Source organism: Amycolatopsis sp. NPDC039088, from assembly GCF_055598845.1.
In genome coordinates this window covers 362,590-382,279 of record NZ_JBVKAE010000002.1, presented here as the reverse complement: position 1 = coordinate 382,279, position 19,690 = coordinate 362,590, and the positions used below count along the sequence as shown (strand labels likewise).

General features: G+C 69.1%; 18 protein-coding genes. 5 read left to right on the top strand and 13 right to left on the bottom strand.

The features are described 5' to 3' along the window. Positions 1-61: 61 nt before the first annotated feature. Together ACZ7KI_RS04175 and ACZ7KI_RS04170 are read left to right on the top strand one after the other, a co-directional pair. A complete protein-coding gene (locus tag ACZ7KI_RS04175) occupies positions 62-382 on the top strand; it encodes an ArsR/SmtB family transcription factor (RefSeq protein ID WP_465500928.1) in 321 nt (106 codons plus the stop codon). A 194-nt stretch (positions 383-576) separates the two neighbouring features. Continuing rightward, positions 577-1,746, top strand: coding sequence for an MFS transporter (locus ACZ7KI_RS04170; protein ID WP_470271733.1), 1,170 nt, complete (start codon positions 577-579; stop codon positions 1,744-1,746). 64 nt (positions 1,747-1,810) lie between these two features. On the opposite strand, the gene ACZ7KI_RS04165 is transcribed toward ACZ7KI_RS04170, so the two are convergent. Next, on the bottom strand, positions 1,811-2,110 hold the full coding sequence (locus ACZ7KI_RS04165; RefSeq protein ID WP_470271732.1) for a DUF3017 domain-containing protein: 300 nt from the start codon (positions 2,108-2,110) through the stop codon (positions 1,811-1,813). A gap of 117 nt (positions 2,111-2,227) precedes the next feature. Between ACZ7KI_RS04165 and ACZ7KI_RS04160 the strand changes: the two genes are divergently transcribed. After that, positions 2,228-5,047, top strand: a complete 2,820-nt coding sequence (locus tag ACZ7KI_RS04160) for a TNT domain-containing protein (protein WP_470271731.1) — start codon at positions 2,228-2,230, stop codon at positions 5,045-5,047. 73 nt (positions 5,048-5,120) lie between these two features. On the opposite strand, the gene ACZ7KI_RS04155 is transcribed toward ACZ7KI_RS04160, so the two are convergent. The 7 genes from ACZ7KI_RS04155 to ACZ7KI_RS04125 all read right to left on the bottom strand — a co-directional run bounded on the left by ACZ7KI_RS04155 (position 5,121) and on the right by ACZ7KI_RS04125 (position 12,701). After that, positions 5,121-5,708, bottom strand: a complete 588-nt coding sequence (locus ACZ7KI_RS04155; RefSeq protein ID WP_470271730.1) for a pentapeptide repeat-containing protein — start codon at positions 5,706-5,708, stop codon at positions 5,121-5,123. Then, positions 5,705-6,223, bottom strand: a complete 519-nt coding sequence (locus ACZ7KI_RS04150; RefSeq protein WP_470271729.1) for a VOC family protein — start codon at positions 6,221-6,223, stop codon at positions 5,705-5,707. The genes ACZ7KI_RS04155 and ACZ7KI_RS04150 overlap by 4 nt, the downstream gene beginning before the upstream one ends. A 68-nt stretch (positions 6,224-6,291) precedes the next feature. Continuing rightward, entirely contained in the window at positions 6,292-6,801 is a 510-nt protein-coding gene (locus ACZ7KI_RS04145) for a hemerythrin domain-containing protein (RefSeq protein ID WP_470271728.1), read from the bottom strand. Between the two features lie 106 nt (positions 6,802-6,907). Continuing rightward, complete coding sequence (locus ACZ7KI_RS04140; protein ID WP_470271727.1) at positions 6,908-10,261, bottom strand: error-prone DNA polymerase; 3,354 nt, start codon at positions 10,259-10,261, stop codon at positions 6,908-6,910. Between the two features lie 3 nt (positions 10,262-10,264). Further along, a complete protein-coding gene (locus tag ACZ7KI_RS04135; RefSeq protein ID WP_167386360.1) occupies positions 10,265-10,417 on the bottom strand; it encodes a hypothetical protein in 153 nt (50 codons plus the stop codon). Between the two features lie 2 nt (positions 10,418-10,419). Then, positions 10,420-12,012, bottom strand: coding sequence for a DNA polymerase Y family protein (locus ACZ7KI_RS04130; RefSeq protein ID WP_470271848.1), 1,593 nt, complete (start codon positions 12,010-12,012; stop codon positions 10,420-10,422). Between the two features lie 14 nt (positions 12,013-12,026). After that, positions 12,027-12,701, bottom strand: coding sequence for a hypothetical protein (locus tag ACZ7KI_RS04125; protein ID WP_470271847.1), 675 nt, complete (start codon positions 12,699-12,701; stop codon positions 12,027-12,029). A gap of 300 nt (positions 12,702-13,001) precedes the next feature. Here ACZ7KI_RS04125 and ACZ7KI_RS04120 point away from each other — a divergent pair, with 300 nt between their 5' ends. Continuing rightward, entirely contained in the window at positions 13,002-13,613 is a 612-nt protein-coding gene (locus ACZ7KI_RS04120; protein WP_470271726.1) for an HD domain-containing protein, read from the top strand. A gap of 8 nt (positions 13,614-13,621) precedes the next feature. On the opposite strand, the gene ACZ7KI_RS04115 is transcribed toward ACZ7KI_RS04120, so the two are convergent. After that, positions 13,622-14,119 (bottom strand): pyridoxamine 5'-phosphate oxidase family protein, encoded by a 498-nt coding sequence (locus ACZ7KI_RS04115; RefSeq protein WP_470271725.1) that lies wholly within the window; start codon positions 14,117-14,119, stop codon positions 13,622-13,624. A gap of 179 nt (positions 14,120-14,298) precedes the next feature. Between ACZ7KI_RS04115 and ACZ7KI_RS04110 the strand changes: the two genes are divergently transcribed. After that, complete coding sequence (locus ACZ7KI_RS04110; protein WP_470271724.1) at positions 14,299-15,012, top strand: SRPBCC family protein; 714 nt, start codon at positions 14,299-14,301, stop codon at positions 15,010-15,012. Positions 15,013-15,015: 3 nt separating this feature from the next. Here ACZ7KI_RS04110 and ACZ7KI_RS04105 read toward each other — a convergent pair whose 3' ends face one another. The 4 genes from ACZ7KI_RS04105 to ACZ7KI_RS04090 form a co-directional block, all read right to left on the bottom strand. Beyond that, complete coding sequence (locus ACZ7KI_RS04105) at positions 15,016-15,804, bottom strand: hypothetical protein (protein WP_470271723.1); 789 nt, start codon at positions 15,802-15,804, stop codon at positions 15,016-15,018. A gap of 64 nt (positions 15,805-15,868) precedes the next feature. After that, positions 15,869-17,431, bottom strand: a complete 1,563-nt coding sequence (gene purH, locus ACZ7KI_RS04100) for a bifunctional phosphoribosylaminoimidazolecarboxamide formyltransferase/IMP cyclohydrolase (protein ID WP_470271722.1) — start codon at positions 17,429-17,431, stop codon at positions 15,869-15,871. Further along, on the bottom strand, positions 17,428-18,045 hold the full coding sequence (gene purN / locus ACZ7KI_RS04095) for a phosphoribosylglycinamide formyltransferase (protein WP_470271721.1): 618 nt from the start codon (positions 18,043-18,045) through the stop codon (positions 17,428-17,430). The genes purH and purN overlap by 4 nt, the downstream gene beginning before the upstream one ends. Before the next feature lie 76 nt (positions 18,046-18,121). Continuing rightward, positions 18,122-19,666, bottom strand: a complete 1,545-nt coding sequence (locus tag ACZ7KI_RS04090; RefSeq protein ID WP_470271720.1) for a cell division protein PerM — start codon at positions 19,664-19,666, stop codon at positions 18,122-18,124. Positions 19,667-19,690: the final 24 nt, after the last annotated feature.

Sequence of the window (19,690 nt, the reverse complement as noted above, 5' to 3'; positions counted from 1 at the left end):
GTTCGATGCCGACCGTACTACGAACCTTCGAGAAGTTCGAGGGGCGTCGTACTATGGACTCATGGCCGCGACCACGACACCGCAGTACGTCTACCCCGGGCAGGACGAGATCCGGATCGAGGCGGTCCTCGCCGCGCTCGCCGACCCGGTGCGCCTCGACATGGTCCGCCAGCTGGCCGAGCCCGGCACCGAGATCTCCTGCAGCGGATTCGACGTCGCCGTGACCAAGTCCACACTCACCCATCACCTGCGCACCCTGCGCGAAGCGGGCGTCATCATGGGCCGCCAGCAGGGCACCACCCGCTACAACTCCTTGCGCCGCAACGATCTCGACGAGCTCTTCCCCGGACTGCTCCAAGGAGTGCTCGCCGCTCGCCGCTGAGGGTGGTCAGCCTCACCCGAAACCGGGATGACAAAGGCACCCTTGATCCGTTGAACTGGATGCAGGACAGCTCGTCGACGCTGGGGCCGCACGCGCTGTCTTCTTTTGTGCCCGAGACCTAAATCGATTCAGCTCCCCATCCGCGACGCTGGGCGAGTAATCGTTTACTCACGTACGACCCCGGAAGGAGAGCCGTGCCCGTCGCGCTGCTCGCGCTCGCCATCGGTGCCTTCGGCATCGGAACCACCGAATTCGTCATGATGGGCGTGCTGCCCGAAGCCGCCACTGATTTCGGCGTGTCGATCCCGTCCGCCGGTTACCTCATCTCCGGCTACGCCCTCGGCGTCGTGGTCGGCGCCCCGCTGCTCACCGCGGCCGCGGTCCGGCTGCCACGCAAGACCATGCTGCTGGCGATGATGGGGCTGTTCACGCTCGGCAACGCCCTCTTCGCGCTCTCGCCGAACCAGGAGTTCGGCGTCGCCTTCCGGTTCCTCGCGGGCCTGCCGCACGGCGCGTTCTTCGGCGCCGGCGCGGTCGTCGCGTCCAGCCTGGCCAAGCAGGGCGAACGCGCGAAGGCCGTCTCGATGATGTTCATGGGCCTGACGCTGGCCAACGTCGTCGGCGTGCCGCTGGGGACACTGCTCGGCCAGAAGGTCGGCTGGCGCGCGACGTTCGGCGTCGTCGCCCTGATCGGCCTGGCCGCCATTGCCGCGATCGCGAAACTGGTTCCGCACCAGGGCAAACCGGCCGAACCGTCGCTGCGCGGCGAACTCGGCGCCTTCCGCCGTCCGCAGGTGTGGCTCGCGCTCGCGATCGTCACCTTCGGCCTCGGCGGCGTGTTCGCCTGCCTGTCCTACATCGCGCCGATGCTGACCGACGTCACCGGCTACTCGCCGTCGAACGTCACCCTGCTGCTCTCGCTGGCCGGGGTCGGCATGACGATCGGCAACTACCTCGGCGGCAGGCTCGCCGACAAGGCGCTGATGCCGAGCCTCTACGTCGCGCTGACCGGGCTCGCGACGGTGCTCGCGATCTTCACGATCACCGCTAACGGCAAGGTCGGCGCCGCGGTGACGATCTTCTTCGTCGGCCTCGCCGGTTTCATGATCGGCCCGATGATGCAGGCGCGGATCATGGAGAAGGCGGGCGGGACCCCGTCGCTGGTCTCGGCCGCGGTGCAGTCGGCGTTCAACATCGCGAACTCGATCGGCGCCTACCTCGGCGGCCTGGTGATCGCGGGCGGGCTCGGCCTGGTCGCGCCCAACTGGGTCGGCGCGTCGCTGGCCGTGCTGGGACTCTCCCTGGCCGCGGTCTCCGGCGGTCTCGACCGCCGCGAGGCCCGGGTCCCCGCGATGGCTTCCTGACCCCCAAAGCGCGTGAAGGCCCCCTTCCCTCGACTCAACTGAGGGATGGGGGCTTTCACGCGCATCAGGACAGGGGACCGCCGGTGATCGTGAAGGCGATGAAAAGGATCAAGACAGAAAGCGCGCCATAAGTCAGGACGTCGACCGGCTTGCCCCGGATCGCCAGCAGCCCCGCCTTCACGTCGGGGAGGACCGCCCTCAGCAGACCCGCGAGCATCAGTGCCCCGCCGATCAGCACGGCGCCCTGGCGCCAGTGGTACTGGCCGATCCGCAGGGCCGCGACGGCCACCACCAGCATCACCAGCAGGAACGGCAGGTGACGGAGCAGTGCCCCACGGTCACGCCGCTGTCCGGCCACCGCCATCAGTCCTCGTCCTTCATGGCCTCGCGGGCAAATCGGTTCACCTCGTCAGTATCCCGGGTGAGTAACCGGACACCAGGTCAGGGCGTCTTCGGAGTTGTCAAGAGCGGCAAAACCCACATGCGGGGTGCACGCGGACGCGGATACGGTCAAAATGTGACCGTGGCACAACCGACGACTCAGCTGAACGCGACCGAGCAGGACACCCTGGTCAAGCAGATCGGCCTCGCCCTGCTGCGGGCCGCGCCGCGTGATTGGCGGAAGGTGACCGCCGAGTACCGAGCCGTCGGCAGGTACCACGAGATGACCGGCGAGATCATCACCGAGGACGGCACCGCGCACGAATGGGTCGCGACGCACGACATCGCGACGCTGTTCGGCAGGCTCCGTGCCGGGATGTATCGCGACGGCCGCGGCACCTGGTTCAACGCTCGTTACCAGCTCGACCACCCCTCCAGCTACAACCTCGAGTACAACCGCGACGAGCCGCAGTGGCGCCTCGCGCCGCCTCCGCAGGCGTACTCCGACGAGCTCCGCATGTTCCCCCGCTCCGAGGAGAACGTGCCCGAATGGCTGATCCGGCGCATGTCCGGTCTCGGCCCCGAGCAGCCGGGACCGCATTTCCGCATCGCCCGCATCTTCGACACCATCGGCCCGGCCGGTCGTCCGGTGATCAACCGGCCCGATCTGGAGATCGAGGAGCAGGACAGGCTGCTCGAATACCTGGACCACGCGCCGCTGGTGGTCACCGAGCGCGGCTACGACATCGACAGGCTCGCGCAGACTCCCGAGGCCACCGTCCCGGTCGCCTTCCACAGCGACGGCCAGTGGATCTGGCCCGCCGCCGTCAACTTCTACCTGCGCGAGTACGGCGTCTCGCCGGAACTCGACCTGATCGAGCACGTCCGGCAGAACGGTTTCACGCTGCCCGAGGTCGACGACCCGACGCTGCAGGCCGCGGCGGGGTACCTCACTCGGGGGAATCAGCCCCCTCAGCAGCGGCCGAACGGCCCGGGTGGTCCCGGTGGGCCGGGTGGACCCAACGGTGGCCCTGGTGGCCCCGGTGGCCCGCCGCCGCAGGGTCCGCCGCAGAACGGCCCGGTCCAGAACGGTCCGGTGCCGCCGCAGCAGTCCCCGGTCAACCAGGGCGGTCCCGGTCAGCCCGGCCCCAACGGGCTCGCGGGTCCGGGTGGTCCCGGCCCGAACCAGGCCGCTCAGCCGCCCGTCCCGCCTTCGCACCAGCAGGGCCCGGACGCCGCTTCGGTGGCCGCCGCGTCGGCCGCACCGGTCGCGGCCGCCGCTGCCGTTCCCGCGGCCGAGAACACCCTCCCGGACCAGGCCGAGCAGGCCCAGCGGTACGAGGAGGACTACGACACTCAGGACTACCAGGCGCAGGACTTCCACGAAGCCGCCGCCGAGCAGCAGTACGCGGACGGCTACGAAGAGCAGTATCCGCACGAAGAGGCGCAGTTCCACGAGTCCGAACAGGACGTCTACGCCGACGAAGCCCGGCAGGACGAGGAGCCGCACCAGCGCGCCGAGCCCGAGCAGGAGCCGCAGGCCCCGCATCAGCGGCCACTCGCCGATCCCGAGGCCACGACGTACGCGCGGCCTCTGCAGGGCGACTCTTACGCCCAGCAGCACGAGGACACGCGACCCGAGGACGTTTCGTACGACGAGGACGACACCGAGACGACAGCGGGTTACACGCCGGTCGAGCAGGCGGACGCCGATTCCCTGCCCCTCCTCACGCACGACGCGGAGGCACCGAATGTGCCCCCGCCGTCGGACTCCGAGGTCACGCAGGTCGACGCTCCGCCGCAGGAGCAGCCCGCCCCGGTGGCGGCCGCGCATCTGCCCCGGCCGGAACCCGAGCCACGGCGCGAGGAAACCCCGCGTCGTGCCGCCCCGGAACCCCAGGATCACCGGCGGCCGCGCCGCGCCGAGCACCCCGTGCCGGTGCTGAACGAGCTGCAGTCGAAGTTCGACGAACTCGACGTGCCCGACGACGTCTACCGCATCGGCTCGCCCGCCGACCACGGCTGGAGTGTCGAGCAGGTCGACGGCGGTGGCTGGCGGGTCGGCTGGTACGACGGGAAGTTGACCAACCCGGCGGTGTTCGGCGACGCCGAGGACGCGGCCGCGTTCATGCTCGGCAAGGTCCTGCTGAACCCGAACGGCGCTCCGCCCCCCGCCGAGCAGTCCTTCGACGAACGGCCCGCTGTCGAAGAGCAGCCTGCCGAGGAACCGCCTGCTCCGGCACCGCCGGTACTGGCGACGCTCTCCCCCGAGATCGCCACCGGTTCGCATCCGGTGCCGCCGCAGGAGTCGATCCCGGCGCAGGAGCAGACGGCGTTCACGACGGCGGAGGAACTGCTCGGGGACGACCTGGACGACGAGCCCGCTCCGGCTCCCGTCCCGCCGGCTCCCCCGGTGCGGCCGAACCCGACGCTGTCGAGCCCGCCGCCCGTCCCGCCCCGGCGCGAACCGCCGGTGACGCCGCCTCCGCCGCCGATGCGGCGCGAGGAACCGGCGCGTCCGCCTGCCGCCGCCGCGGCGAACGCTGGGCAGCCCGACGCCAAGCAGAACTGGCCGATCTCGCCGCTCAGCGGTGAACCGCCGCTGACGTTGTTCCGCGGCAAGGAACTGCGTGAGCTGCCCGCCGGCAGCGAGCTGGACCGCTTCGGCGGCCCGAACGGCAACCTGACCTACGCGGCCGGGACGCCGTTCGAGGAGCGCTCGCTCGTGCCGGAGTGGGTGAACCGGCCGTACCACGTGTATCGCGTGCAGCGTCCGCTCGAAGCGCTCGCCGGTGTCGCGATCCCGTGGTTCAACCAGCCCGGTGGCGGGTCGGCGTACCTGTTGCCGGCTTCCATCGAGGAACTGCTCGCCGAGGGCGACCTCATCGAGCTGGACCCGGGCGAACCGCCGATCGACTAGCTCCCTCAAGCGCTATGAAAGGTCCTTTCCTCGCAAAATTTGCGAGGAAAGGACCTTTCATAGCGTTCAGGGGTCAGTGGATGACGAGGCCGTGCGCGGCGGCGTAGGCCACGGCGGTCTCGGTGTCCACGTGGACACCCGAGAGGTTCGCCTGCACCAGGCCGTTGGCGTCCAGCCGGGCGCCGCGCAGGTCGGCACCCTCGAGTTTCGCGCCCGCCAGCCGGGCCCCGGTGAGGTCGGCACCGCGCAGATCGGTGCCGGTGAGATCCGCCTCGGTCAGGTTGGCCTCCCGCAGCCGCAACCCGGACAGATCCACTTTGGACAGTCGATTGCGGCTCAGCGAGACCAGCGACAGATCGCATTCGGTGAACGCGATCTTCTGGAATCGACAGTCCACAAAGGACGAACCGAGCATCGAACAGGAGCTCCACCGGGTACCGGCGAGCACACTGCGATCGAAGGTGCACGAGCGGAACGCCGACGCCTCGTGGCGCGAGCCCTCGAAGTCGACCTTGGTGAAGTCGCACTGATCGAAGGTGCACCCCTGGGTACGGAGCCCGCGGAGGTCCGCCTCGGTGAAGTCGCAACCGACGAAACTACGTTTTTCCCACCATTGCTGGGAAAGGACGGCTTCTCGGTAGTCTTCCGCAGTCTCGGTCACCCCTCCAGGATCGCATACCGGGCCGGGACGATCTTCGAGCCCGACACGTACCGCATGGCCTCGATGAACTTCGGGTCGTTCATGCGGCGCTCCATCTCCGGGTACTCGAGGTCGACGAGCCGGGTCTGGATCCACCACAGGTTGCCGAACGGGTCGCGGACCCGGCCGACACGGTCGCCGAAGAAGAGTTCTGTCTGCCTGGTGACCTCTTCGGCGCCCGCCTCGACGGCCCGGCGCTGCGTCTCCACGCTGTCCTCGACGTAAAGCCGCAGGTACGCCGGGGTGTCGACCCAGTCGTCCTGCGCATCGAACAGCATGACGACGGAGTCACCGATCCGGACCTCGGCGTGCCCGATCTTCCCGCCCTCGACGTACACCGGTTCACCCAGCGGCTCGGCGTCGAAGACCCGCTTCAGAAAGTCGATCATGCCCGCGGTGTCGCGCGAAATGATCCACGGGGTCACCGAGTGGTAGCCGGCGGGAATCGGGCTGGCGGCGGTGTTCGCGCTGGTCATCAGGGTTCTCCTCGGTCGTTTCAGTGCGTTGAGGAGAACCCTAATGACCGTATAGGACAGGACGTGTCCTAATGCGATTTCAGCAGGAAAGACGGCTTCGTCTCCCGCCACTCCGGCATGTTCAGCGAGTTGAGCGCCTCGACGATCCGCTTCTCCTCGTAGCGGAAATGCGTTTCCATGATCGCCGTGAGCCCGTCGAGTTCCCGCTGGACGTGCAGGATTTCGGCCGGGCTCGAGTCCGGACCGACGCCGCCGACGAGTTCCTCGAGTCGTTCGATGATCCCGGTCATGACGTCGTGGTCATGCGCGAGTTCTTCGAGTACCGGCCGTAGTTCGGGGAATTTCTCCGACAGCACAAGGAAAGCGCCGCCGTCCTCCCCGGTGTGATGCCTGGTCAGCGCCGAGCAGAAGGTAAGGCAATGCGCACGCAGATCGCGCAGTCGCCCGGCCCGGCCTGCCGCGACCGACCCGAGGTCGTCGTGCAGTCCGGCCAGCTCTTTACGCAGCCACTGATGAACCTGAACGAGTTGATTTCCGAACGCCGTCAGCCGGCCGTTCGATGAAGAAGGGGTTTCCATGATTTCCCATGGTCCGACGCCTCCGCGCCCACGACGGTCTCTTTGCCGGGTGCACTGCGACGTTGATCGAACTACAGCATGAACGTCACCCGGTCGTCAAGCGGGGTCAGCGGAAATCACGGGACTTGGCGGTGATCCGCAGCGGCAGGTGCCGGATCTGTTCGGCGAGGACGTTCACCACCTCGCCGGTGCGTTCGACCACGCCCCGGACCAGCAGCGCGGGACTGCCTCGGGCCACCCGGTGGTAGCGCTGCCACACCCCCATCGTGCAGATGACGTTGATCATCCCCGTCTCGTCTTCGAGGTTCATGAAGGTGACGCCGCCCGCGGTCGCCGGCCGCTGGCGATGGGTCACCGCGCCGCCGGTCAGCACGTGGGTGCCGTGCGGGATCTCGCGCAAGCCCGCCGCCGTGACGACACCGAGTTCGTCGAGGTGGCCCCGGACGAACTGGGTCGGGAAGCTGTCCGGGGACACGCCGGTGGCCCAGACGTCCGCGGCCGCGACGTCGATTTCGTCCATACCCGGCAACATCGGCGCCTTGGCCCCGGTGGTGAGACCGGGCAGTTTCTCCAGGCTTTCGTCGGCGACCGCGCCCGCCGCCCAGAGCGCGCTCCGTCTGCTCTCGCCGAAACAGCCGAACGCGCCGGCCGTGGCCAGTGCCTCGATCTGTGGTTTGGTCAGCCGCACCCGCCGGGCGACTTCGGGCAGATCCGCGAACGGGCCGCCGCGTGCGCGTTCCTCGACGATCTCCTTCGCCAGGTTCTCGCCGATCATCCGCACGGTGGACAGACCACCCCGCACGGCGAGCGGTTCTCCCCCTTCCGGCAACGGTTCCAGCGTCGCGTGCGGGAGACTCGCGTTGATGTCCGGGCCGAGCACCTTCACCCCGTGCCGCCGCGCGTCGGCGACCAGTGACTGCGGCGAGTAGAACCCCATCGGCTGGGCGCGCAGCAGACCGGCCAGGAACGCGTCCGGGTGATAGTACTTGAAATACGCGCTCGTGAACACCAGCAAGGCGAAACTCAGCGCGTGGCTTTCCGGGAAGCCGAAATTCGCGAACGCCTTGAGCTTGCCGAAGATCTTCTCCGCGAGTTCCGCTTCGATGCCGTTCTTCGCTGCGCCTTCGAGGAAGCGCCGTTTGAGCCGTTCCATTTTCCGTTCGGACCGTTTGGCCCCCATGGCGTGTCGCAGCTGATCGGCCTCCGCCGGAGTGAAATCGGCGACATCGAGGGCGATCTGCATCATCTGTTCCTGGAACAACGGGACACCGAGGGTCTTTTCCAGCGCGCCCGCCAGTTTCGGATGGTCGAAATCCCATTTCTCCTGGCCGTTCTTGCGCCGGATGTAGGGATGCACCGAACCGCCCTGGATCGGACCGGGACGGATGAGCGCGACCTCGACCGCGAGATCGTAGAACTTCTTGGGGCGCAGGCGAGGCAGGGTGGCCAGCTGCGCACGGCTCTCCACCTGGAAGACGCCGATCGCGTCGGCGCGGCAGAGCATTCGGTAGACGTTCTGATCCTTGAGATCCAATTCGGAGATGTCGACCTCTTCCCCTTTGTGGTCACGAACCAGATCGATCATATAGTGCAGGGCCGACAACATTCCGAGCCCGAGCAGGTCGAATTTGACCAGACCCGCGGCGGCGCAGTCGTCCTTTTCCCACTGAACGACACTGCGATCCGCCATCCGGGCCCATTCGATCGGGACGACCTCGCTCACCGGCTGCTCACAGATCACCATTCCGCCGGAATGGATGCCGAGATGCCGGGGAAAGTCCTCGAGCGCGCAAGCGAGTTCGACGACGTCGGCCGGGATGTCGTGATCGTGGTCCTTTTCCGTGGTACGCAACGCGCCCCAGCGGTCGATCTGCTTGCTCCACGCGTCCTGCTGGCCGGGCGAGTACCCCAGTGCCCGCGCCGCGTCACGGACCGCGGATCGTGCCCGGTAGGTGATCACGTTCGCCACCTGCGCGGTGTTCAGCCTGCCGTATTTCCCGTAGACGTACTGGATCACCTCCTCACGACGATCGGATTCGATGTCGAGGTCGATGTCCGGATAGCCGTCGCGGTCGGGGGCGAGGAAACGTTCGAAGAGCAGGTCGTAGCGCACGGCGTCGACCTTGGTGATGCCGAGCGCGTAGCAGACCGCCGAGTTCGCGGCCGATCCACGGCCCTGGCAGAGGATCTTCTTCTCCCGGCAGAACCGCACGATGTCCCAGACGATCAGGAAGTAGCCGGGGAAGCCCAGGTCTTCGATGATCTTCAGTTCGTGCTCGATCAGCTTCTGGGCTTTTTCACGGTATTCGGCGTCCTTGTTCTTCTCGTGCTCCTTGGCGCCTTTACGGGTGAGTTCCTCCAAATAGGACGCTTCGGTATGCCCCTCCGGCACGTCGAACGGCGGCAGTTTCGGCACGATGTGGTGCAGTTCGAACGCGCATTCCCGGCCGAGCAACGCCGCCCGCTGCACCGCGCCCGGATACCGCGCGAAGATCTCGGCCATCTCCTCCCCCGACCGCAGGAACGCCGTCCCCGCGGCGGGCAGCCAGCCCTCCATGTCCTCCAACCCGCGCCGGGCGCGGATCGCGCTCAGCGCGTCGGCCAGCGGAGCACGCTCCGGCCGGGCATAGTGCGCCGCCGTGGTCGCCACCGTCGGCAACCCGAACTCGTCGGCCATCTCGCTCAGCAGGTCGTTGTGCGTGCTGTCCAAGGGAAGACTGTGGTCGATCAGCTCGACGTACACGTTGTCCCGGCCGAAGCAGTCGATGAGTTCCTTCAACCGCACCACGGCCGCCGCGGGCCCCTCGGTGACGAGCGCCTTCCGCACCGCCCCCTTGCGGCAGCCGGTGAGCACGACACACTTCCCGCGGACCTCTTCGGCGACCGCGCGCAGATCGTAGACCGGCCTTCCCTTCTCCGCCCTTTCCTTGGGGGACAACGACTGCCTGCCGAAGCCGTACAGCTGACCGGCGGTGATCGCCCGGTTCAGGCTCAGGTAACCGTCCTTTCCCTTGGCCAACAGGAGCAGATGCTCACCCTCGGGGTCGGCGAACCCGTTCTGCGGACCGGACAGCCCGAAGCTGAGTTCCGTGCCGAAGACGGTGTGCACGCCGAGTTCCCTGGCCGCCTCGGCGAACCGCACCACGCCGTACATGCCGTCGTGATCGGTGAGCGCGATCGCGTCCAAGCCAAGGCGCGCGGCCTCCTCCACCAGTTCCTCGGGATGGCTCGCCCCGTCGAGGAAGCTGAAGTTCGAATGGCAGTGCAGTTCGGCGTACGGCACCCGGCGCGCGGTGGCGCCGTCGTCGTCACCGCTCAGGTCGGCGAGATCGGCGGGCCGCTGGTAGCCGTGCCGTTTGGCGCTCCACGCGGGGCTGTCCCCGCCGTCGCCGGGCGGGACCTCGCCCGCGAGCTCGCGGGCGAGGTCCTTCCACGGCCGTGGAGGGTTGTTCCAGCCCATCGGTCACCGGTTCTCGGGCGAACGCCTCGGCACGGGGACGAACACTTCCGCTCGTGGGACGCACGCCGCCCATGCCGTGTCCAACTCGGCGCGCTGCACTGGGATGGCCGGTTCCTCCAGCCATCGCCGCACCAGCCGCGTGTACTCCTCGTCCATGGTCAGTCGTACTTCCCTTCCAGTGTCCACATCGGATTCTCGTGGTTTTCGAAACGGAGCAGCACCGCTTCCTCGGCGTCGTGCCCGTCGGCCAGCAGCACCTGCAGGCGGATCCGGGTCCCCGACCGCGCGTGCCCGGCCCCGGCGCGGACACCGACCAGCCACGGACCGGCCCACGCGAGGACTCCACGCGGCTCGCCGCCCTCGAAGCTCACGAGGAACGGCGCGGCGGTGACCCGGCGCCGCGCGGTGATCTCCACCAGGCGGCCGTTCTCGTCCAGCACCTTGGCGGGCACCGGCCGCGCGAACACCGTCGCCGGGGAGGGGGCCGGGAGCCGTCCGGCCCAGTTCGCGTCCGCCTGCGCGGACTTCTCCCGCCTGTCGCCCCACGGCACCAGCCGGACGCGTTCGGCGGGATCGCGGCCGCCGTCGAGTACCGCGGTGAAGACGCTTTCCGGACCGAGCAGGCCCTGCACCCGCACCAGTGCCCGGCCCGCTCGCTCACCGGCCAGGTCGTCGTCTTCGGTGGACGGCCGCAACGCCCCTGCCGCGCCCGCCTGCCACAACCCGAGTTGCAGCGTCCGGCCTTCGACGGTCTCTTCCGGCTCCAACCGCAGCCGCACGACCCCGGAATGGGGGCGCTCCTTCGCTTTCAGCCAGCCTTCGAACTGCCAGCGCACCCTGTCGGCGACCCCGAGCGGGGTCAGCGGCTCGGCACAACGCCACACCCGGCCGAGCTGTTCACCGGTCTCGGTGGTGGCGTAGATGCCGAGCCGGGTACAGGCCAGCCCGTGTGCGGCGAGTCCGGTGTGGAACCGCTCGCCGAGCCCCTTCGCCACGAACGCGGCGGCGTCGACCCGGTCGATCGGCGGGTCGAACGTCTTCGCGAGCGACAGTTCCGGCGGCGGACGGCGGCGCAACGGCGGACGTTCGGAGCGCCCGCGTGCCAACCGGTGGGCGAGCACGCCTTCCATGCCGAAGCGCGCGGAGACGTCGCTTTCGTCGAGCGCGGCGAAGGCGCCCAGTGTGCGAAGGCCGAGCTGCCGGAGCAAGGTGACCAGTTCGGCCCGGCCTGCTTCGGGCTGGTCGAGTTCACGGATGGGCAACGGGGCGAGGAATTCCGCCGTCTCACCCGGCCCGACCAGCGTCGAACGGCGGGCGGCGAGTGTCGCGGCGAACAGCCCGTCGGCGACGCCGACCTGGCATTCCACCCCCGCGGCCACGGACACCTCGTCCACCAGCCGTTCGAGCAGCCCGTGTTCACCGCCGAAGTAACCGGCCGCGCCGTCGACCGGGACGGCGACGATCCCCGGGCGCACCACCTCGACCCCGACGGCCAGTTCCTCCACCGCCTGCGCGACGGGTTCGAAGAGCCGGGCGTCACGGCCGTCGTCCTCGCCGAAGACCGCCAGCTCCGGGCAGCAGGACTGGGCCTCGCGCCGCCGCATCCCGCGGCGGACGCCGTATCCCCTGGCCACCGCGGTGCAGGCGACCACGCGGTTCGCCGAGAAGACCGCCGCCGGGCGGCCGACGGGTTCACCCGCGACGGCCGCGGCGGCGACCGCTGGCCAGTCCGGGCACCACAGCACCAGCATGCGCACGGGCGGGTTCACGCCGTCCCCCACCTGGTCGTGGGCAGGTCCGCTCGCTCGACCTCACCCTCGCCGGGGAACCGCAACGACGCCGACATCGGCCGGGCGGCCGCGCCCCGGCCACCGGCCCGCACCTCGACCTCACGGGCGCGCAGGTAGCCCGCGCCACCGCCGGTGAAGCCCGTCCAGCGGGATCGGTGACAGGTCAGTTCCACTTCGGCGCCGGGCCACGGCCCCGAAGAGAGCAGGACCGAACCGCGATGGCGAGCGCGCGCGGAAAGCCGCCTCGCCACCTCGGGCCGGGCGAGCCCAGGACCGACGACCACGAGATCGAAGCCGTCGAGCAGGGCCGCGGTCACCGCCGGGAACTCGGCACCGGGACGGGGGACCAGCGCGAGCCTGCCCACCTCGACCCCGAGTTCCGCGGCGGCGACCACCCCGAGCGCGGGCAGGCCGACCGCGACCGCCCACGCACCGCCGGCGGTCGCGGCGGCGAGCAGGGTGAGCAACAGTGACGTGGACCCCAGCACCGAAACGGTGCTCCCGCGCCGGAGCCCCGCGGCGGGCAGCAGACCGGACAACGCCGGGGACACCGGGAGCACCCTTCCCGTCGTCCTCGCGTGTTCGGCCGCGGAAGCCACGCCACTGGCCGTGCTCACTCCTGGCAAAGCCGCCAGCCTCGCCAACGGCAAGGCCCGTGCCTCGACCACCTCCGCTGTCACGGACCTCGCCTCCCCACTACACCTGGACCGTCCTTTATGGACGGTCTTGGGCGTACCACGGGGAAGGCGGTACTTCGAACTTCATGCTTCGAACGCGTGTTCGATACATCCAGTACACCGGCTGCCGCGACGGTTGTCAAGCGACGTGGGAACCATCACCGGACCTGTCACGACCAAGACCGGGAAACACCGGCGCACGAAAGGAAATCCCCGCCGAGCGGGCCTGCGCGACGACGGGGATGAGCGGCACTTTCTGCCATTCTGGACACCATGAGTCCTTCGACCGGCTCCACACCATCGGGAGCCTTGCGTCGCGCGTTGTCCGAAACCGGTGAGCCGCCGCTGCGTCCACTGCCGGACGAGGTCGCCGTCCTGCTGGAGGAGCTGGCCGCTCCCCCGCGGCTCGCCGCGCATCTCCGCGCTGTCCACGACGTGGCCTGCTCGCTGGCCGATTGGCTGGAGAAGCAGTACCCGGAGCTGTCCTTCGACCGCGAAGCGGCGCTGTTCGGCGCGGCCACACACGACATCGGCAAGACGATCCACCACGAAGAGTTGTCCGGCCCCGGTTCGGCACACGAGCAGGCCGGCTACGAACTCCTTCTATCCCAAGGAATCGAGGAAGAACGGGCGCGTTTCGCCCGGACGCACGCGTCCTGGGGCGCGGACGTCGGCGTCGAGGATCTGCTCGTGAGCACGGCGGACAAGGTATGGAAGGCGAAGCGGGTCGACGACCTCGAACAACTGCTGGTCGACCGTCTGGCCGTCGCGAGCGGGCAGTCACCGTGGGAGGTCTTCATGGCACTGGACGACGTGCTCGACCGCATCGCGGCGGCCGCCGACGGGAGACTCGCTTTCCAGGCGCGCCATCCCGTCGCCGGCTGACCGCCGCATCAGGCGCTCTGACGTTCCTTCTGCCACCGCATGAGCTCCTCGATGTTGGCGGGCAAGGTGGTCTCGAAGTCGAGCAGTTTGACCCAGGTCGGGGTCACCACGATCCGGACCATGCCGTCGTAGAGCGAGCGCACGCCCTCCTCCCACTCGGCCCGCTGCTCGGGCGTCATCTCGTAGGTGCCGTTCCACTGCATGTACTCGTGAGGAATGCCGTCGACGACGTCCAGTTCGGCCCGGCCGCGGATGAGGAGGACCTTCGGCGGGTGGGATTCGGTGTCGATGGTCAGCGCGACCGCGGGGTTGCGGCGCAACGCCGGCAGCTTCCGCGCGTTCTTCGACGTGCACATGACGATCGCCTTGCCGTTCCAGAAGATGCCGATCGGGATCGACCGCGGCGTGCCGTCGTGCCAAGTGAAGGCGAGCCGGGCCAGGTCACGGCCCAGCAGCTCCTGGGCGAGCGGGCGGTTCAGGATTTCGTCGATCGCGTTCTGGTCCATGTCGGTCTCCTCTGGTCGCTGTCTTCGCGGACACCCCAGGGACGCGGCCACCTCGCCCACTTCGACACTCACGACTGTGACCCGCGTCACGTCGCCTTTAGCGGGCTAAACGCGATCCGTTTGTCGAAACGGGCCCCGGCCAGGCGTCGCCTCTATGAACGCAAAGAGAGAGGACAGTCATGGCGAAGGAATCCGAGGTCCGCTTCGAGGGCTTCCTGCCCACCACCCCCGCCGATACCTGGGCCGCGATCACCGCGGGCACGGGCGGCTGGCTCTGGCCGATCCGGTACGAGCCGCGCGACGGCGGCGCCGAATCCGGCCTCACCCCGAACGGCGGCATGGTGACCGTCTGGAAGCCGTCACGGCACTTCGTCACCTACGCCGAAGACGAGAAGGGCTGGTTCAACACGCTCGAGTACGTCCTCGAACCGAAGGACGGCGGGACCTACCTGCGCTACGAGCACACCACCGTCCTCGACGACTGGGACGTCGAATACGACGCCTGCAGTCGTCACACGGACTTCTACTACCACTCGCTCGGTGAGTACCTGGCGCACTTCAACCGTCGCGAGGCGAAGTACTTCAAAGCCGACGCGCCCGAAGCGTCGACGGCACCGGAGGCGTTCGAAGCGGTCCTGGCCGCTGTCGGAGCGACGGCTGTGGGCGACAAGGTGCGCTTCGCTGTCCCGGGCGTCGACGACGTCGAGGGTGTCGTCGACTACCTGACGTCGAATTTCCTCGGCATCCGGACCGAAGACGCGCTGTACCGCTTCTACGGCCGGAACGTGTGGGGCTGGCCGGTCGGCATCGGGCACCACCTGTTCGACGAGGACGCCGACACGGACAAGGCCGAGAAGGCGTGGACGGGCTGGCTGAACGACCTCTACGCGTAGCGCCTACTTGGGCAGGTTCTTCACGATCTCGGCACCGACCGACTTCGCCACTTCGGCGGACTCCGCGGGCGGGATCGGCGAGTTCGTGAAGAACCCCTTGTCCCAGCCCTTGTAGGTGACGACGACCACGTACACGCCCTGGATGACCCGCAGTTCGGCGCCGCTGAAGGCGCTCTCGGTGTCCAGAGAGACGAGAACCGCCTTGTCGCCGATCCCCTGGATCTGCTGCTGGCGCTCGGACGGCGAGGCCGATCCGGTGGAGGACTCCGCCGCCCGTTTCTCGGCGTCCGGTCCTTCGTGGCGGTAGATCGTGGCCTGCAAGGTGCGGTCATGGACGTTGTCGCCGTCCGGTGCCGCCCAGGAGCAGCCGTACTGCTTGGTGACGATTTCCAGCGCCTTGATCTCGTTCTCGCGGGAGCCCTGGAAGCTCGTGGTGACCGTCTTGTTCAGGACCTCCGGGGAGACCGTGCACTCGGGCGGCGGCTGCTGGGCGACCGGCGGCTTGCCGACCGACGAGTAGTACTCCGACGCGAAGATCCCGCCGGGGATGCCCAGGCCGAGCAGGACGACGCCGCTCACGACCAGGCCGACGATCAGCCCGGTCTTTTTCTTCTTCGGCGGCTGCCCGTATCCGGGTGGACCGTATCCGGGCGGCGGGCCGTACCCCGAGCCACCGGGCTGAGGCGGACCGTACCCCGGCTGCTGTCCGTACCCCGGCTGCTGGCCGTAGCCCGGCGGGCCTCCCTGCCCATAGCCCGGCCCCTGGCCGTACCCCTGCGGCGGCTGGTGCACCGATCCTCCCCTGGCGATTCGCGTCCGTCCGTATCGCGTTTAGCCCGCTAAAGGCGACTGGGCATCAGTGCGCGAAGTGGCGCGTGCCGGTGAGGTACAGGGTGACCCCGGCGGCCTCGGCGGCGGCGATGACCTCGGCGTCGCGGATCGAGCCGCCCGGCTGGACGATGGCGCGGACACCGGCCTCCAGCAGGACCTCGAGACCGTCCGGGAACGGGAAGAAGGCGTCCGAAGCGCCTACAGAGCCCTTCGCCCGGTCTCCCGCCCGCGAGACCGCGAGCCGCGAGGAGTCGACCCGGTTGACCTGACCCATGCCGACGCCGACGGTCGCGCCGTCGTTCGCCAGCAGGATCGCGTTCGACTTCACCGCGCGCAGCGAACGCCACGCGAATTCGAGGTCGGCCAGCGTCCGCTCGTCGGCGGGCGCGCCGGTGGCAAGGGTCCAGTTCGCCGGATCGTCGCCCTCGGCGGCGATCGTGTCGACGGTCTGCACCAGCATGCCGCCGGAGATCGGCCGGAACTCGATCGGATCCGGCGAAGTGATGGCCGGCAGCTTCAGCAGCCGCACGTTCTTCTTGCGCTGCAGGATCTCCAGCGCCTCGGCGTCGAAGTCCGGCGCCAGGACGACCTCGGTGAACACCTCGGCGATCTGCTCGGCCGCCTCGCGGCTCACCGGCCGGTTGGTCGCGATCACCCCGCCGTAGGCCGAAACCGGGTCGCACGCGTGCGCCTTCCGGTGTGCCTCGGCGATGTCCTCGCCGACGGCGATCCCGCACGGGTTGGCGTGCTTGATGATCGCGACGGCCGGAGCGTCGAAGTCGTAGGCGGCGCGGCGCGCGGCGTCGGTGTCGACGTAGTTGTTGTACGACATGGCCTTGCCGTGCAGCTGCTCCGCGTGCGCGAGCCCCGGTCGCCAGTGCTTGTACAGCGCGGCCTTCTGGTGCGGGTTCTCGCCGTAGCGCAGGACATCGCCGCGCTCCCAGCTCGCGCCGGTGAAGTCCGGGAAGCCGGAGTCGTCCGCCGGCGCGTAGACGTTGGCGAACCACGCGGCGACGGCGGTGTCGTACGCGGCCGTGTGCGCGTACGCCTGAGCGGCGAGGCGCTTACGGTCAGCCAGCGCGAAGCCGCCGTCGGCGACGCGCTCCAGCACCCACTCGTAGCGGGAGGGGTCGACCACGACGGCGACGCTGTTGTGGTTCTTCGCCGCCGCGCGCACCATCGCCGGACCACCGATGTCGATGTTCTCGACGCAGTCTTCGGGGCTCGCGCCGGAAGCGACGGTCTGCGTGAACGGGTACAGGTTGACCACGAGCAGGTCGAACGGCGCGATGTCCAGCTGCTTGAGCTGCTCGACATGCTCCGGACGATCACGGTCGGCGAGCAGGCCCGCGTGCACGCGAGGGTGCAGCGTCTTGACCCGGCCGTCGAGGGACTCGGGGAACCCGGTGACCTCTTCGACCGGCGTCACCGGCACCCCGGCGTTCGCGATGACCTTCGCCGTGCCGCCGGTCGACACGATCTCGACACCCGCCGCGTGCAGCCCGGTGGCGAGTTCGAGCAGGCCGGCCTTGTCCGAGACGCCGATCAGCGCGCGACGGACGGGACGCTGTCCCTGTGCGGTACTCACGAAAACCTCACCTTTCGTCCCTCGACCGAGCACCCGCTCCGACCGAGTTTTTCGATCGTTTCCACCAGGAGCCTGCGTTCCACGGCCTTGATCCGTTCGTGCAGGACGTTCTCGTCGTCATCGGGCTCCACGACCACCGACTCCTGCGCGATGATCGGCCCGGTGTCCACCCCGGCGTCGACGAAATGGACCGTCGACCCGGTGACCTTGACGGCCATCGCCAGCGCGTCGGCCACAGCGTGCGCGCCGGGGAACGACGGCAGCAACGCCGGATGCGTGTTGATCACGCGGCCGGGGAACCGTGCGAGGAATTCGGCGCCGAGGATCTTCATGAATCCGGCCGAAACGACCAGGTCGGGCTGGTAGGCGGCGACGGCTTCGGTGATCGCCTTGTCCCACGCCGCGCGGTCCGGGTGGTCGGCCATCCGCACCGCGAACGAGGGGACGCCGGCGCGTTCGGCTCGCGTGAGCGCCGCGATCCCGGTGCGGTCGGCCCCGACGGCGACCACCTTTGCCGGATAGTTCGGCTTTTCGGCGGCGTCGAGCACGGCCTGCAGCAGCGTGCCGGAACCGGACGCGAGGACGACGAGCTTCACCGGAGTGGGCAGGTCCAACCGACTAGCCAGAACGGGCTCCTTGCCACGGCGGTACGCACTCGGGCGTACGGCGCTTCACCTGGTCACGACCACCCTAACGGTCGCCGCCGGGCGCGCTTTCGTCGCCGGACCCCTCGGTGGACTCGGTCACAGCGATGTCCTGCTCAGGCTCGGATTCGGCCTCGATCTCGGCCAGCGTCTCGTCGAGGTCCTCACCCAGCTCGCGGGCGAGTTCCGCTTCGACCTCGTCCTCGAATTCGTCGTCGAGCTCGGCCTCGGGTACGAGTTCTGCTTCGCTGACTTCGACCGGTTCCGCTGCTTCGTCCTCTTCGGACTCGACGGCTTCTTCCCCGATTTCGGCGGCTTCGGTGACGTCAGTGTCTTCGGCGGCTTCGTTGTCTTCCGTGTCGTCTTCGTCGATGACGCCCGGTTCACCTGGCGGCTCGGGAGGTTCGTGCGCTCCGGCGAAGAAGGCGACGAACCCGCCGGGGATGACGATCCAGCAGAAGACGATCACCGACGCGACCCCGACCGGCACGCTGACCGGGTCGAACGGCCCGTCACCGAGCCTTCCGCCCGCCAGGGTCCCCAGGACGACGCAGCCGAACGCGACGAGTGCGCCCGCCACGGCGACCGCACGCATGCGCAACATCGGATCCTCGTCGATGGCGCGGATCTTCCAGCCGACCAGCGCGCCGACCAGCGCGGGAAGGAGCAGCAGCGCCGGCCACCAGACCGCGTGGTGCGACGGGATCCCCGCCAGCACCGGCACGCCGGGCAGCCGCCCTTCCTGATAGCCGAACATGCCGACGGTCAGCGAACCGACCGAGAAACCCGGACCGGTGGTGAAGGACAGCGCGGCGATGACGGCGTTCGGCAGATAGGCCACGGAAAGCAGGAACAGGCCGGAACTCGCGCCGAGGCCGGGTTCGAACAAGCTGTCCACTGTGGACCATGAGGCCGCCGTGGCCGCGGTGAACACCGCCGCGCCACAAGCGACCATCGCGGCGAGGCCGAGGGCGCCCGCCCGCAGGCCGTGTACGGCGACCGGGTCGAACCGGTCCCGCAGCGTGTCGGGCAGCCCGCACCGCTTGACTGTTCCCGCGACGGCGGCGAGCCCGGCGATGAGTCCCGGCACGCAGAAAGCGGTCAGCGGGTTCACCCCGACCGGCGATCCTCCGGCCAGCAGGGCGATGAGCACGCCGAACAACGCGTGCGCCGCGGCGATCACGACGACCACCGGAAGCGCGTCCGACGGGGTCCGGCCACCGGTCCGGCGCAAGGCCCGCGCGGCCGTCCGTGCCGTGAACCACGCGACGCCGAGCGTCGGCAGCAGCGGCAGCACGCCGATCGGATGGCCTTCGAGTTCGAGTTCCACCTGCCACGAGGCGAGCCAGCCCGGCCCCGCGGCGAGCAGTGCGCCGGTGGCGGAGAAGCGGGACCGGTCGGCGGCGAACGCCACCACCGCGAGAACGGTCGCGACGGCGGTGTAGGAGAAGAGCAAGGGCGCGCAGGCGGCGGCGAGCAACACCCGGACCCGCTTCGCCCTGGACACCTCCGGCTCGGGGACGAGGTCACTCACCGGCTCTTCGCCCGGCGGGCGTTCGTCGCGGGTGAGCAGCTTCATGATCCGAACCATGACATCCGGACTGGGCCGTCCGGG

Bases quoted from the DNA above. Each gene is read 5' to 3' on its own strand.
- ACZ7KI_RS04175 (WP_465500928.1), top strand. From the start codon at position 62: ATGGCCGCGACCACGACACCGCAGTACGTCTACCCCGGGCAGGACGAG.
- ACZ7KI_RS04165 (WP_470271732.1), bottom strand. From the start codon at position 2,110: ATGGCGGTGGCCGGACAGCGGCGTGACCGTGGGGCACTGCTCCGTCAC.
- ACZ7KI_RS04160 (WP_470271731.1), top strand. From the start codon at position 2,228: ATGCGGGGTGCACGCGGACGCGGATACGGTCAAAATGTGACCGTGGCA.
- ACZ7KI_RS04150 (WP_470271729.1), bottom strand. From the start codon at position 6,223: ATGACCAGCGCGAACACCGCCGCCAGCCCGATTCCCGCCGGCTACCAC.
- ACZ7KI_RS04145 (WP_470271728.1), bottom strand. From the start codon at position 6,801: ATGGAAACCCCTTCTTCATCGAACGGCCGGCTGACGGCGTTCGGAAAT.
- ACZ7KI_RS04140 (WP_470271727.1), bottom strand. From the start codon at position 10,261: ATGGGCTGGAACAACCCTCCACGGCCGTGGAAGGACCTCGCCCGCGAG.
- ACZ7KI_RS04135 (WP_167386360.1), bottom strand. From the start codon at position 10,417: ATGGACGAGGAGTACACGCGGCTGGTGCGGCGATGGCTGGAGGAACCG.
- ACZ7KI_RS04130 (WP_470271848.1), bottom strand. From the start codon at position 12,012: ATGCTGGTGCTGTGGTGCCCGGACTGGCCAGCGGTCGCCGCCGCGGCC.
- ACZ7KI_RS04120 (WP_470271726.1), top strand. From the start codon at position 13,002: ATGAGTCCTTCGACCGGCTCCACACCATCGGGAGCCTTGCGTCGCGCG.
- ACZ7KI_RS04115 (WP_470271725.1), bottom strand. From the start codon at position 14,119: ATGGACCAGAACGCGATCGACGAAATCCTGAACCGCCCGCTCGCCCAG.
- ACZ7KI_RS04110 (WP_470271724.1), top strand. From the start codon at position 14,299: ATGGCGAAGGAATCCGAGGTCCGCTTCGAGGGCTTCCTGCCCACCACC.
- ACZ7KI_RS04090 (WP_470271720.1), bottom strand. From the start codon at position 19,666: ATGGTTCGGATCATGAAGCTGCTCACCCGCGACGAACGCCCGCCGGGC.